At 72.3% G+C, this 13,099-nt stretch carries 13 protein-coding genes; 8 read left to right on the top strand and 5 right to left on the bottom strand.

The genetic code is table 11. From position 1 onward, the window contains the following. Positions 1-220: 220 nt before the first annotated feature. Positions 221-1,000, top strand: coding sequence for a hypothetical protein (locus OHS18_RS05950; RefSeq protein ID WP_328616241.1), 780 nt, complete (start codon positions 221-223; stop codon positions 998-1,000). Here OHS18_RS05950 and OHS18_RS05945 read toward each other — a convergent pair. Both OHS18_RS05945 and OHS18_RS05940 read right to left on the bottom strand, forming a co-directional pair. Next, positions 973-1,593: a helix-turn-helix transcriptional regulator gene (locus OHS18_RS05945; RefSeq protein WP_328455255.1), complete on the bottom strand. Its 621-nt coding sequence runs from the start codon at positions 1,591-1,593 to the stop codon at positions 973-975. The genes OHS18_RS05950 and OHS18_RS05945 overlap by 28 nt on opposite strands. A gap of 170 nt (positions 1,594-1,763) precedes the next feature. Continuing rightward, on the bottom strand, positions 1,764-2,129 hold the full coding sequence (locus OHS18_RS05940; protein WP_328616240.1) for a hypothetical protein: 366 nt from the start codon (positions 2,127-2,129) through the stop codon (positions 1,764-1,766). Between the two features lie 165 nt (positions 2,130-2,294). Between OHS18_RS05940 and OHS18_RS05935 the strand changes: the two genes are divergently transcribed. Further along, positions 2,295-2,948: a hypothetical protein gene (locus OHS18_RS05935; protein WP_328616239.1), complete on the top strand. Its 654-nt coding sequence runs from the start codon at positions 2,295-2,297 to the stop codon at positions 2,946-2,948. Here the strand turns inward: OHS18_RS05935 and OHS18_RS05930 are convergent. Further along, the gene (locus OHS18_RS05930) at positions 2,897-3,514 is read right to left on the bottom strand and encodes an RNA polymerase sigma factor (protein ID WP_328616238.1); all 618 of its coding nucleotides are present in this window, start codon (positions 3,512-3,514) and stop codon (positions 2,897-2,899) included. The genes OHS18_RS05935 and OHS18_RS05930 overlap by 52 nt on opposite strands. 414 nt (positions 3,515-3,928) lie before the next feature. Between OHS18_RS05930 and OHS18_RS05925 the strand changes: the two genes are divergently transcribed. The 4 genes from OHS18_RS05925 to OHS18_RS05910 all read left to right on the top strand — a co-directional run bounded on the left by OHS18_RS05925 (position 3,929) and on the right by OHS18_RS05910 (position 9,193). Then, positions 3,929-4,522, top strand: coding sequence for a hypothetical protein (locus tag OHS18_RS05925; protein WP_328455262.1), 594 nt, complete (start codon positions 3,929-3,931; stop codon positions 4,520-4,522). Continuing rightward, positions 4,519-5,196 (top strand): lysoplasmalogenase, encoded by a 678-nt coding sequence (locus OHS18_RS05920; protein WP_328616237.1) that lies wholly within the window; start codon positions 4,519-4,521, stop codon positions 5,194-5,196. Before OHS18_RS05925 ends, OHS18_RS05920 begins: the two co-directional genes overlap by 4 nt. A 441-nt stretch (positions 5,197-5,637) precedes the next feature. Next, positions 5,638-6,075 carry a hypothetical protein gene (locus tag OHS18_RS05915; protein ID WP_328616236.1) on the top strand — a complete coding sequence of 146 codons (438 nt, stop codon included), beginning with the start codon at positions 5,638-5,640 and terminating at the stop codon, positions 6,073-6,075. A gap of 193 nt (positions 6,076-6,268) precedes the next feature. After that, on the top strand, positions 6,269-9,193 hold the full coding sequence (locus OHS18_RS05910; protein WP_328616235.1) for a DUF7507 domain-containing protein: 2,925 nt from the start codon (positions 6,269-6,271) through the stop codon (positions 9,191-9,193). A gap of 181 nt (positions 9,194-9,374) precedes the next feature. On the opposite strand, the gene OHS18_RS05905 is transcribed toward OHS18_RS05910, so the two are convergent. Continuing rightward, entirely contained in the window at positions 9,375-9,770 is a 396-nt protein-coding gene (locus tag OHS18_RS05905; protein WP_328455270.1) for a hypothetical protein, read from the bottom strand. A 454-nt stretch (positions 9,771-10,224) separates the two neighbouring features. Here OHS18_RS05905 and OHS18_RS05900 point away from each other — a divergent pair, with 454 nt between their 5' ends. After that, entirely contained in the window at positions 10,225-10,878 is a 654-nt protein-coding gene (locus OHS18_RS05900; protein ID WP_328455272.1) for a response regulator transcription factor, read from the top strand. Further along, positions 10,862-12,052, top strand: a complete 1,191-nt coding sequence (locus OHS18_RS05895; RefSeq protein ID WP_328616234.1) for a sensor histidine kinase — start codon at positions 10,862-10,864, stop codon at positions 12,050-12,052. Before OHS18_RS05900 ends, OHS18_RS05895 begins: the two co-directional genes overlap by 17 nt. Before the next feature lie 15 nt (positions 12,053-12,067). On the opposite strand, the gene OHS18_RS05890 is transcribed toward OHS18_RS05895, so the two are convergent. Next, positions 12,068-12,904 (bottom strand): hypothetical protein, encoded by an 837-nt coding sequence (locus OHS18_RS05890; RefSeq protein WP_328455276.1) that lies wholly within the window; start codon positions 12,902-12,904, stop codon positions 12,068-12,070. Between the last annotated feature and the right edge of the window lie 195 nt (positions 12,905-13,099).

The following is a 13,099-nucleotide window of genomic DNA, read 5'->3' as shown; positions in this document are numbered from 1 at the left end:
GCCCCGGAGGAGGAAGCTCATGACCATCGACGGGGGCGGTTTCCCCGGTCCGGTGCGCGCCGGCTGCCCGATCGGGCAGCGCGCCTGCCCGCCCGGTTGCCCGGACGGGCGTAACCCCGCCGCGGCACCGGCGCATGCTGGGCCGATGGAAGCCACGGCGACCGCTGAGCGCGCGCATGAAGTCCTTGCTGCCCCACCGCTTCCGGCGGAACCCGGCCGTGTGCCGCGCGACCGCGTGCACGCGCCGCTGGCGTTCACGCGCTGGGCGGACTGGGCCCATGGTACGGCGGATCCGCGGGAGCTGCTGGCGGAATACCGGCGGGGGAGTGAGGTCTGGCTGCGCGTCGCGACGGCCGGCGGGGACGAGCGGGCGGCGCTGAACCGGATGAGCGGGACGCTGATGGAGCTTCGGATCGCCGTGCTGGAGGGCGCCGGCCGGCTCGATCACCTGAGGTGCCGGGTGGTCCCGGCCCTGCGGGACCTGGGCGCGCTGTGGCTCGACGAAGGGCGGGCCGCGCTGGCGTCGCTGATCGCTGTACCGGACGGGCGCGCCCTGCCGTCCGTGCCGGTGGACCAGGCCGCGTTCGTCGCGCTCGGCCACACGTGCCGGGCGCTGCGGCGGGCCGGGGGCTACACCCGGTTCGCGGTGACCGCCGAACTCGCCGTCAGCCAGTACATCCTCATCGCCGGCGAGTGGAACGCCCTGACCCGCGCGACCCCGGTCCGCGCGGCCACCGGGGAAACCGCCGTCCTCGACGTGCTGGCGCGGCTGGCCGAGGTCGTCGTGGCCCTGCTCACCAGCACCGGCCGGGAGCTGGCGCTGTTCGACGAGCTGCTGGGGAGGTGGCTGGCGGACTACGCGCAGCTGCTCGCCGCGATCGAGGCAGCCGCGGAGGTCCTCGGCGACCTCCTGGGTTCGCGGCGGGTGCTGGACGCGGTGGCCGGACCCTTCGCCCGGCCCGCGAGCACGGCCTACATCCAGCCTTCCCGCATCGCGTAGGCGACGGCGTGCGAGCGGTTGCGCAGGTGGAAGCGGTTCGTGATGTCGTGCAGGATGTTCTTGATCGTGCGCTCGGAGTAGCTGAGCAGATCGGCGATCTCCTTGGTGTCGAGGCCGTCGGCGACCAGCCGGAGCACGGCGACCTCGCGTTCGCCCAGCCCGGCCGGGAACGCGGTGTGCGTCGTCCCGTCCCGCTGGGCGCGCGCGACGTGGGAGAGGAACCGGTTGAGCAGGTCGGGCGGCAGGTCCGGCTCGCCGATCGACGCGCGCTGGATGGCGTGCACCATCTTCGGCGCGGACACCTCGGACCGCCAGACGAGCACGGTTACCCCGAGCTCGATCGCCTCCAGCATCTCCTCGTCCGCGAGCGCGCGGATGACCAGGACCACTCTCCGGCACCCTTCGGTCCGCAGGCTTCTCAGCACCTGGAGCAGTTCTTCGTCGAGGGTGTCGCCGATGACGACGGCGACCCCGTCCTCGGGCTCGGTGAAGTCGGTGAGGAGCTGGATCTCCACCTCGTAGCGCAAGGTGGCCGACACGCCCATCCGGGACATCGAATCGGTTCCGCGGACGACAACGGGGATGCGGTTCATGTTGACTCCAGAAGCTCCAGTGCCTGACCGGTGCGGCGGTGCCGACTGGTGGTGGACCGGGACCCGGTCTCGCGGCGAATGCTAATTCCCGTGCTGCCGGGTGGCACTGTGCAAACCCGTCATCGCCGAGGATCGTCGTGTGCAGAGTCAGCACCCGGTTGCCCGTCCGCTCAGACGAAGACCTGCACGGTCGCGCTGCCCGAACCCTCCAGCCAGACCTCGTACTTGCACCGTCCGATCGGGACCCGGCACTGCTCGTCCGCCCAGCCGAAGGCCGAGAAAGAGATGTACTTGCGCTCGTCCCCGTTTTCCGGCAGCAGGACCGACGCGGTGTTGTTGAACGGTTCCTTGTCGTCGGTGTAGGCGACCTTCGCCCAGCACCGCAGGGAGGAGGTGAACACTTTGGGCGTGAAACAGAACACGACGCAGTCCTCGTCGAACGGGACCTCGCCGAGGTGGATCTCCGGCGCGACAATGGTGAAGCCCACGTCGTACTCGGTGGTTTTGCGCCATTCGTAGTGGATGTCCAGCGTCATGGTGGTGCCCCCGTCCCGCCGGTGGTCAGTTCGTCCCGCATCTTCGCTCGGGCGTCGTCCCCGCGTACTGCGCGATCGGGCACCCACCACGCGAACCGGGCCGCTGCCCGGCCGGATTCCTCTTCGGGTGAGGGCCGGGCCGCCAGCGCGCGGATGCTCGGCAGCATGGCCGAGGAGAGACCACCGTTCCCGCCGCTGCTCGCCGGCCGGTGGGTGCCGTCCCTGCACGACGACGACATCGCCGCCCTGGTCGGAGCCTACGAACGGGGCCGCGGCGAACTGGCCGCGCGTCCTCCCGGGTCCGCATCGGACACCGCCGGCCGGGACGCCACGGCCGAATCGATGCTCGGCACGCTCGCCGTCCTGCACGGGCTGGCCTCGGTGACGTTCGAGCAGCTGTGCCGGGTCACCGTGCTGCTCGGTCCGGCGGTGCACGAGTTCGGGGCCTGGCCCCGCCCACCCGGCGGGGAGGGCGGACGGGCCCGCGCGGTGCGGTCGATCATCGTCGTCGGCGCGGAAGCCCGGTTGCGATCGAAGCTCGCCGAGCACGCCACCGGGTTCCTCGTGCGCGCCGGCGGCGGAGTGCGGGTGCCGCGGCCGGGCCCCCGGGCCCGGATCCGCCGACGACGGCTGGACGAGCTCGACCTGGCCCTCGGGGAAACGCTCGGTACCGGACTGGCGACGTTCCTCGTGACGACCACCGGCTGGGCCGAGCGGTACGCGTCGATCATCGACGAGATCAACGCCTGCTACGTGGCCGTTCGCGCTCACGCCCGTGAACGGCCCGGCGACGTCGTGGCCGGGCCGGCCACCGGGTGAGCGGTGTCGGCCGTGCGCTCCTCCCGCAGCAGGGTGCGCATGATGACGCGGGCGTCGTGGATGCGGGAACGCACGGTGCTCACCGGGACGTTCAGGTAGCGGGCGATCTCGCGGTACTCCAGTCCGCAGAAGTCCCGCAGCACCAGGGCCTGGGCGAGGTTGCGGGTCCGTCGCTCGAGCTGGTCGAGCGCGTCGAGCAGGTCGACCCGGGAACCCGCGGTCAGGCTCGTCCGGCGCGGGTCCGGCACCTGGTCGTGGCGCTCGAGCGGGGCCTGCTCGGCCGCGCGGCGCTGCAGGGCCCGGTACTTCTGGCGGCAGCTGTTGGCCATCACCGCGTGCACCCACGTCCGGAAGGAACTGCGCCCTTCGAAGCTGCCGATGCGCTTGGCGACGATCAGCAGCACGTCCTGGGCCGCTTCTTCGGCGTCTTCGACGTGGGAGAGGAACCGGCTGCACCCGCGCAGCACGTCCGGCCACACCTCGCGCAGCAGCTGGTCCAGCGCGGCCGGATCACCACCACGCGCCCGCTCGGCCAGCAGCGTCGTGGTGTCGGCGGGTACGGCCATCGTTCCACTCCTCGCCCGGTCGGCAGATCCCGGCGGATGTTAACCGCTCGCACCGACGTCCAGTGGAGTACATGCCTCGCGTGCGGCCGGTGTGAAAGTTCCCACGCGGCACCAACTTTCCGCCGTCGGCGTCCTGCGGATCAGCGGGCGTGAGCGAGGCCACACGCACGGTCACCGCCCCAACGTTTTCCCGCGGCCCCCCATCAGTCCAGTGCCGGTTCCGCTCACCTCGACGCACTGGAAAGGCCTGATCTCTTGGTATCGCTCGACGCGCCACCGCCCGATCGCCGCTGCACCGTCTGCGGGAACCTGCCCGAGGCCGCGAGTCCGTCGCCGCTCGGCTGGGTGGCCTGGTGCTGGTCGCCGGAGGTGGGGTTTCACCTGTTCGGGGAGTCTGGACGGCCGCTCGCGGTGGTGGCCACCGGGACAGCCGAGGCGCGGCCGAGCCAGCTGCTGCCGAGCCAGGCCTTCGAGCTCGGCCTCTGGTATGGACCGCCCCACGACGACCGGCCGACGTCCGAGTTCCTGGGCGCGGTGGTGCAGTTCCTCGACCAGTGGCGGGGCGACCTCTACCTGGTGGCGTTGTTCGGCTACGAGGCCCAGGGCCTGGCCGGGCTCGACCACGCGCCGGAGGCCCGCCGCGTCGTGCTCGGCGAGGCGACCCGGTTCGTGGTGTCGACGGTCGACGTCGGCGGCTGGCGCGAGCCGCTGCTGGCGGCCAGTACCGCGGCGTGCGACACCCTCCGGCCCGGCCGCGACCGGGACGCCACCCCGGTCGGGACCGAGCCGCCCGCCTTGCCGTCGGCCGCGGGGGACACACCGCTGTCCCTGACGGCGCGGGCGTTGTTCGCCCACCTGTGCGCGGCCGAGGTCGGTCCCCGGGCGTTGTGCCGGGCCGCGCACCTGCTGGTGCTGGCCGGCGCGAGCACCGCGGTGATCGGCACCTGGCTGCTCTACACCGCGCGGGTGGCGAGGCTGCAGCTGGACGCGGTCGGGGCCCGGTCGTGAAGCGGCTGCGCGCGTTCGCTCGGCGGGCGTTCCCCGTGTGCGTGACGGCGGACGCGGTGGCCGCGTTCACCGGGTCGGCCGGACCGCGGCGGCTGACCAAGTCCCTGCTCGTCCCGGCTCTGGCGGCGGCCGCACCGCCGCCGGATGCCGGGCTCGCCGTCGGCCTGGCGTGCTCCTGGATAGGAGACCTCGCGTTGCTCGGGAGCACCGACCGGCACTTCCGGGCCGGGGTGGCGGCGTTCGCCGTGGCGCACGCCGGCTACGCCGCGTCCTTCGCCGCCCGGGCCGGCCGGCCGCCGCTGCGCCGCGCGGTGCCGATCACCGCCGCCGGGGTGGGTGGAGCGTGGTTCTTCGGCCGGGCGGCGGGTGCGCTGGCCGGTCCGGTCCGGGGGTACGCGCTGGCCATCGCGGCCATGGCGGTCACCGCGGCCGGCCTGCGCGGGCCCGGTGCGGGGCGGGCGGCCACCGGAGCCGGGGTGTTCATGCTGTCGGACGCGCTGATCGGCCTGCGCCGGTTCGTCCTGCCCCCGGCATGGTCCCGGCCGGCGGATCTGGCGGTGATGCTCACCTACGGCGTCGCCCAGTGGCTCATCCACACCCCGGCGTCAGCCCCGGCCCGGCGCGGGCCCGAGCCCCGGCGCGGCCGGCATGACTCGGGTGCGGGCCTCGGCTGAGTGCCACCGCCGGTCGCCGTGTAGCCGCCGAGCAGGACGAAGTGCCGCCCGCCCCACGGCCGGGCGAGTTCCGGCGACCGGCCCGCGAGCGGCAGCAGCCCGTGGGACGCCGGCACGGCGAACCGGATCACCGCGATCGGGACCAGGCCACGGGCCCGGGCGACCGTGCCGAGGAACCGCCGTGATCTCGGCGGGGGCGAAGGCCGTCTTCGCTCGCAGGTCCCGGATCACCTTCTGGCGCACCGGGGAACCGTCCGCCGGCGGCGCATTGCCTCGACGCTCCACTTCGGACCTCCTTGTCCGGCCGGAGATCGAATTCCCCCGCGTGCGCCACGTCATGTATCCCGGCCCGGCCGGGTGAAAGCGTGCCCGTCCGGGCACGCAGCCTGCGGTTTCCGGCGCGTAGCGTGGCAGACCCGTCTGTCCGGAGGTGACTCGGCCATGGGAGATTTCCTGCTGCGCACCGGTGATCTGCTGCAGATCACGATGGTGGCGCCGACCGTCGTCCCGGCGGTCGCGAAGCCGGTCGCGCTGCGCGGTTCGAGCACGGCGGTCACCGCGATCGGCAAGCTCGCCTGCCTGCGGGGCGACGAGCTGCCCGACGAGCTCAAGGTGCCGGTGCCCTACACCGAGCCCCCGTTCCTCGTCCCGGGCACGGGTACGTTCTCGATCCTGCTGCCCCCGAGCCACTTCACCCTGCTCGCCCGGAACGGGCTCGTGCTGCTGCTCAAGGGCGGGCCGTTCCCGGTGGTCTTCAAGGTGGCGACGCCCGCCACCAACCCGGTCCCGGTCCCGGGCGTCCCCAAGACGGACACGAAGCCGCTCAAGCAGGGCACCGGGCAGTTCCTCACCACGAACGCGACGGTGCGGATCGGCTGAAGCCCCGCCCCGGCTGCCCCAACGCGCAGCCGCCGCTGCCCGGGCGGGTGCCTCGCCGAAGACCGCAGCGAGCGGCCGCGAACGTACGTTGTGGACGATCCGTGCGGATCACCATGCGGGAGTTCGCCGCAGGTTCCCCGAGGAGGTCGTGTTGGCCGAGCACAAGAGCGTGACAGGCACCCGAAGATTCCGGTTGCGGACAGCGGGGGGCAAGTCGGTCGTGTTGTTCGGCGTGCTGGCGGTCGCCTACGCCGTGTGCACGGTGGGAACCCCGGCTCCCCGGCAGCAGGTGGTGCCGGTGGCACACACCATCCGCACCTGCGACAGCGGCGCGCCCGCCCCGTCGGAGTCGTACAAGGTGCTGGAACGCGACAAGGCGATCCAGTTCGTCGTCGTCGGAGCCAACGGCTCGCAGAACACCGGCAACGTCGGGGACAACGAAGCGAACGGCGGAGGGTACGGAGCGACGGTCACCGCCACGCTGGCGCTGCCGGCCAACACCCAGCTGGTCTTCATCAAGGCCAACGGGATGGCGGGCTGCCACCGGGGTGGCTCCGGCGTCGACGGTTCCGGCTACGGCGGGGGAAGCAGCGCCGTGGTCGACAAGGACACCGGAGAAGTCCTGATCGAGGCCGGTGGCGGCGGGGGAGCGGGACTCTTCAACGGCTTCTCCTACGGCGGGCGGGGTGGTAACGCCGGGGGACCGAACGGTGGTCAGAGCGGCAGCGTCGGGGGCAGCAATCCCGGACCCGCCGGCAGCGGCGGCGGCATGTGCACCGCCGGCTCGCAGGGGAACGGATCCGACGCCGAGCGCGTGAACGCCAACATCCCCGGTGGCGGTGGCGGCGGTGGGTGCGCCGGCGGCTCCGCCGGCGGATACTCTCCGGTGGCCAGTGGCGGTAGCGGCGGTGGCGGCGCTTCTTCCTACGTGGCACTCGAATTCGGCTCGACGAGCCCGGCCTTCCAGGCCACGGGCAGCAATTCCAGCACCGTGACCTACAGCCGGACGGCCGCGAGCGTCACCCTCACCGCGACCGGCCCGGAGGCCGCGCCCAAGGCGCAGGACAAGATCAGCTACACGGTCACGGCGCAGAACATCGGCGAAACGACCCCCGGGGCGATCGACTTCGACCTCCCGCAGGGGTGGGTGGCGACGGGCTGCACGAAGATCAGCGGCACCACCACGGCGCCGGCCACGCTGCCCACCGACCTGGGACCGCCGGACACCTACGGTGGATCGGACGGCGAAACGCTCCAGTGCACCTACACCAGGGCGATCACCCAGACCGAGATCGACAGCCACGCGTTCGTCGGCGGTCGGATCACCGCCCGGGTGACCACCAAGGTGCCCGACCCGATCACCGTGGCGATTCCGAGCAACCAGACCTCCACGGAAATCGTCCCGGCTCCGGCCCTGACCCTGGACCCCGTGACGGTGTCGGCCACACCCAGTGGCGGGTTCGTCGCCGGGAGCACCGTGAACTTCACCCTCACCGCGACCAACTCGGGCAACACCAGCCTGACCAAGGTCGTCAACACCGTGAAGGTGCCCGTCGCCAAGCCGGTCGCCGGTGGGCCGGCCGAGGTGCCGCTCATCTGTCCGGCGGCGGCCACGAACGCCGCTCCGGGCGCGAAAGTGACCTGCACGACCGGCAACTACACGGTCACCCCGGACGACGTCAAAGCCGGCTCGATCACCGCGACGGCCAGCGCCGCGGCCGCCGAGGCGTCGGCCACGCCGCAGCTCGTGCCGATCACCCTGGCGCAGAACAAGAGCTTCCTCGCCACCCTGACGCACGTCGGCCCCACCGACGCGCAACCGGACCAGAAGGTCGACGCCGGTGACACCATCACCTTCACCGCCAGGCTGACCAACAACGGCACGGCCCCGCTCCGGGACGCGTCCATCTCGGTGGCGGCCCTGCCCGGCTGCGTCAAGTCCACCACGACCCTGGACACCGGCGCGTCCGTGGAGTGCGTCGCCACCTACACGGTCACCCAGTCCGACATGAACCTCGGTTCCGTCCGGTTCACCGCGACCGGCCAGGCCAGTGACGCCGGCGGAACCGGGCTGCAGCAGCAGAACCCGGACGACCAGGTGGCGCTCACCGGTGCCGCCGGTCTCACGGCCGCGTTGTCGGCGGTGAGCAGCACACCGACCACCCGCAAACCCGCGGACGGCGACGTCATCCACTACTCGGTGCTGGTCACCAACACGGGCACGGTCAGCCTTTCCCAGCTGACCACAAAGGACACGCAGGCCCCCGCCCCGGCCGCGGAGATCACCTTCACCTGCGAGCAGACCGCTCTCGATCCGGCGGCCACCAGCACGTGCACGGCCGACTACACGATCACCACCGACGACATCAGCGAGGGGAAGGTCGCGAACACGATCGTCGTGAGCGGCAAACCGCCGACCGGCAACGCGGTCAGCGGGACCGACACGAAGACCGTCGACCTCGAACAGTCGGCGCAGCTGTCCACCCTGATCAAGGTCACCGCGCCGGGCGACAACAACTTCGACGGCCTGACGAACACCGGTGACACGCCCCTCCTGGAGATTTCGGTCACCAACAGCGGCAACGTCCCGGTGGCCGGGCTGGTGCCGGCCGCCACGGCGAACGGCGCCACGCTCGACTGCGCCCTGCCGACGACTCCGCTGGCGCCGGGGGAAACCGTCACGTGCGAGCCGAGCTACACGGTGAAGACCGCCGACGTCACCGCGGGGTCGATCAAGTTCGTCAGCGACGTCACGGGGACGGATCCGGCGGGCAGCAAGGTCGACGCGACCTTCACGCTGAACCGCACCACCGGGGCCGACCCGGTGACGTCGACGCCCCCGACGCCGCCGACCGACGACACCAGCGTCACGACCTCGCCGCCCACCAGCGCCACCGGTGCTCAGCCGAGCACGACCTCGTCGTCGGCGGTCGCGGTGGTGACGACGACCGGTTCGCCGGCGGCGGCCACCGCGGCCGCCGGCAAGGGGTCCGGGGGTTCGTTGCCCACCACGGGTTCGGACGTCGGCGGGCTGCTGGCGATCTGCGCGATGCTCGCGCTGGTCGGTGGCGGGCTGCTGCTGCTGGTGCGGCCGGCTCGCCGGCGTCGCCGGGGCTGACCGCCCGACACGGATACCCGCGTTCCCCCGGTCGTGCTCGGCGGGCCACGACCGGGGGAACGCGCCCTGCGCGTCCGATGGTCCGGAAACCCCGGCGGCCCGCGCTCGCGCGGGCCACCGAACGAAGCTGGGTGTCACCGCGAAAACCGGTGACACCCAGCGTTCTTCCGTGGTCGGCGGGTCAGTCGCGCACCGCGAGCCAGTCCCGGGAGAGGGTTTCCACGTCCACTTCGGACAACCGCACCCGCACGTATCCCGGGCCCGGTACCGGTTTGTCGTCGACGACCTCACCCTGCTTGCCCGTGTGCCTGCCGGCCGCGACCACCACCCGGGTACCGGTCGCCAGCCGCCGTCCGGACCCCAGTTCCTCGCGCAGGATGCCGTCGAGCTTGGTGCCGGCCCGCCGGAGGCTGACGACGACTCCGGCGAGAATGGTCAGTGCTTGGGCGAGAGAAACGGCCAGCAGCAGGGAAAAGGAGGCGACTGTGAGCAGTCCGTCGGCCGCCACCGCGACCAGTGCGACCGACCTGAGGTCGACGAGACCGCGCCGGGTTCTCGCTATCTGCCCGCCGGACATCCGCGCGACCTCCCGGACTCCGCGCGCCGGGAACCGTGGTCGGCATTCTTGTCAGTGATCATTTTTCTTATTCCTCTTCGGTTTGTTTTGATCCGCCTCGTCGCGGTCGGACAATTGTCGGAACACTTTGTTTGGGAACATTCAAATCTTGTTGCACGCGATTGTGCGAGTCAACGTCTTCGCTTTGCCGGGAGTGCAGGTCTGCCTGATGGAGCACGTTTCGCGTGATCGACCTGTCGATGTGCTGTGCGGGGTTTTCGGCGCTGGTCCGTTCGGCCGAACGCGGTCGTCCGGACCGGGGCGTACCCCGGTCGGCCGGACCGATCGGCCTGTCCGATCGGACAACGACGATGAGGGGACTGCCTGATCGGCCGCACGGCCGGGCTTCACCAGCGGTCCTCCGGGGTGTGTGCTCGAAGCGGAGGGCCGAACGATCACCGAAACGAGAAGAGTCATGACTGACGTGGGGCCCGGCCGGGCCGGGAAACTGGTCGTCGTCGAAGACCATCCGATCTACCGGGACGGGCTGGTGCGCGTGCTCGACCGGTCGGCCGCCATCCGGGTGGTGGCCCAGGTGGGTACCGGCCGGGAGGCGATCGCCGCGGCCCGGGAGCACGCGCCGTGCACCGTGGTCGTCGACTACAACCTGCCGGACCTGACCGGGATCCAGGTGGCGGCGGCCATCGCCCGGGACGCGCCGGACTGCCGCGTGCTGATCATTTCCGCACTGCTCGACGGCGTCGTGGCCTACCGGGCGCTGGAGGCGGGCGCGGCCGGGTTCATCGGCAAGGACGCCGACAGCGAGGAGATCCTCGACGCGGTGCTGCGGGTGAGCTCCGGCCAGACGGTGCTGCCGCCCGCGGTCGCGGGCGGGCTGGCCGGCCAGATCCGGCTGCGGGCCACGTCCCGCGGTCCCGCCCTCAACGACCGCGAGCGCGAGATCCTCCGCTCGTTCGCGGCGGGGCTGAGCATCCCGCAGGTCGCGCGCAACCTCTTCCTGAGCCCCAGCACCATCAAAGCCCACGCGCAGAAGCTCTACGACAAGCTGGGCGTCTCCGACCGGGCCGCGGCCGTCGCCGAGGCCATGCGCCGTGGCCTCGTCGACTAGCGGCCGGACGCCGGTGGTCGCGGCCCGGCCGATCACCGGGGGAGCCGCCTGGAGCCGGGTCGTGGTCGTGTTGCCGATGCTGGTCAGCACCCTGGTCGCGCAGACGGCGCACTGGACGGCCTTCCTGGTCACCCTCGGGCTCTACGGCGCGTGGACGCTGGCCTTCCTCCTCTGGCGCCCCGGGCCCGCGACCTGGTCGTTCCTGCTGCCCGCCGCGATCGACATCGGCGCGATCACGGTGTTGTCCCTGTTCGCCGGCGGGCCCGCCTCGGAGATCGGGTACGCCTACATCCTGGTGCCCTTCACCGCGGTCGCGAGCTACCGCCCGTGGCTCACGGCGCTGGCGGGGACGGCGTCGGCGCTGGCCTACCTCGCGCTCGTGCCGCTGGCATTGGCGCCGGACGACATCGCCCGCCTCGACCCGGATCGCGGCGCGCCCTACGACCTGCTGCGCGCGTTCGGCTTCGCCGGGTACCTGGTGTGGTTCGGTGTCGTCTGCACCGTGGTCGCCGCGCTGCTCGTGCGCCGCGAGCGGCGGATCGCCGATCTGGTCGGCGTGCAGGAGCAGCTGGTCGGGGACCTGATCAACGCCGAGGAGCGGGAGCGCGCCGCACTCGCCGACGCTCTGCACGACAGCGCCGTGCAGAGCCTGATGGCGGCCCGGCTGGAGCTGTCCGGCGCGCCGCTGCCGGCCGAGGTGCGCACCCGGGTGCTGGACCTGCTGGACACCACGGTCGCCGAACTGCGCGAGGCCGTGTTCGACCTGCACCCGCGGGTGCTGCTGGAGCTGGGCATCGCCGCGGCTCTCGAGACGCTGGGCGAACGCAGCGCGCAGCGGGGCGGGTTCGCGCTGGACCTCCACGCGGAGCCGGCCGTCGAGCACCCGGCCGAGGCGATGCTCTACTCGGTCGCCCGGGAGCTGCTGGCGAACGTGGTCCGCCACGCCCGGGCCCGGAACGTCCGCGTGGACTTGCGCGAGCAGCCGGGCCGCCTGGGGCTGACCGTCACCGACGACGGCGTCGGCTTCGCCCCGGCCGTCCTGGCGGAGCGGCTGGCCGGCGGGCACGTCGGCCTGGCGGGCCACCGGGTGCGGGTGGAGGGTGCGGGCGGCACGTTCACGTTGCGGACCCGCGAAGGCGGCGGCACCACGGTGGAGGTGTGGCTACCCGGCTGAGCGCTGGGGGTGTCCCTACCTCAGGGTGACCTTCTTCTTCGTGATCCGCCCGAGCGCCTCCCGCAGCGTCCGGTCGAGCTCGCCGCTGGCCGAAGAGCGGTCGAGCACGTCGATGCGGCCCGGGTCGAGGCCGCGCCCGCGGGCGACCATCAGCAGCTGTCCCGTGCGGACCAGGCCGACGAACTTGGCCTCCTCCCCGAACAGGAGCCCGCTCGCGGAACGCCGCACGAAACTGTCGATGTAGGCCCGGACCTCCTTGGTGGCGGCCTCGCGGCCGATCAGGACGATCTCCCCCCACTGCCAGAACCCCCGGACCGCGCCCTTCTGCAGCTCTCCCACGGAAGCGCGGTTGAGGGCGTCGTAGGCGGCCCAGGCGTTGCTGTGCTCGACGTAGCTCTCCAGGCTGCCGAAGCCGCCGTTGGCGGCGCCCCACGCGATCAGCCAGTCGGCTTGGTTCTGGTTTTCGGCGGCGTCGGCGAGGATCCGGTCGCACGCGTCGATCAGCGCGTCCGCGAAGCGCTGCCGGTCCCCGTCGTCCAGTTCGGCGACGGCCTGCGTCGTCGCCACCGGATCGAGGCCCGTGGCGAGCGTGGCGCCGACCGGTTCGAACGCCTCGTCGGCCGCGTCTTCGAGCACGTCCCGCACCACGCGCAGGGCGATGGCCGGGTCCGCCTGCGTCGCGTACGCCAGGTTGGTCGTCCAGCCGTTCTCGTCGGCCGACAACGCCGCGTCGACGAGCCACAGCGCGACGCTCGCCTCGGTCCGGCCCGAGGCGAAGGCCCACAGCTGCGCGGCGCCCTTGACCTGGTCGCTTTCGTAGTTCTGGATGCTCATCAGGTGCATGGCCAGCATCGTGGAACCCCGGGCCGGCACCGGCCGCAAGCGATGGTGAAGCCTTTCGGGCAGCTCCGGCCCCGGCCGCCGGCACCGCGGCTCACCCGGACGGGGGGTCCGTACCGGCGGCGCCGCGCGCAACCGGTACGCCCGGCGCAACGGGTGTAGCGTCCGTGGTCTGTTCGGTCCAGTCCGTTGGTCACCATGGCGGTC

It is taken from the genome of Amycolatopsis sp. NBC_00355 (assembly GCF_036104975.1).
Taxonomy (GTDB): domain Bacteria; phylum Actinomycetota; class Actinomycetes; order Mycobacteriales; family Pseudonocardiaceae; genus Amycolatopsis.
The sequence above is the reverse complement of the archived record's forward strand: the minus strand, read 5'-3'. Positions and strand labels throughout refer to the sequence as shown.

Bases quoted from the DNA above. Each gene is read 5' to 3' on its own strand.
- OHS18_RS05890 (WP_328455276.1), bottom strand. From the start codon at position 12,904: ATGCTGGCCATGCACCTGATGAGCATCCAGAACTACGAAAGCGACCAG.
- OHS18_RS05915 (WP_328616236.1), top strand. From the start codon at position 5,638: ATGGGAGATTTCCTGCTGCGCACCGGTGATCTGCTGCAGATCACGATG.
- OHS18_RS05930 (WP_328616238.1), bottom strand. From the start codon at position 3,514: ATGGCCGTACCCGCCGACACCACGACGCTGCTGGCCGAGCGGGCGCGT.
- OHS18_RS05945 (WP_328455255.1), bottom strand. From the start codon at position 1,593: ATGAACCGCATCCCCGTTGTCGTCCGCGGAACCGATTCGATGTCCCGG.
- OHS18_RS05935 (WP_328616239.1), top strand. From the start codon at position 2,295: ATGGCCGAGGAGAGACCACCGTTCCCGCCGCTGCTCGCCGGCCGGTGG.
- OHS18_RS05940 (WP_328616240.1), bottom strand. From the start codon at position 2,129: ATGACGCTGGACATCCACTACGAATGGCGCAAAACCACCGAGTACGAC.
- OHS18_RS05900 (WP_328455272.1), top strand. From the start codon at position 10,225: ATGACTGACGTGGGGCCCGGCCGGGCCGGGAAACTGGTCGTCGTCGAA.
- OHS18_RS05905 (WP_328455270.1), bottom strand. From the start codon at position 9,770: ATGTCCGGCGGGCAGATAGCGAGAACCCGGCGCGGTCTCGTCGACCTC.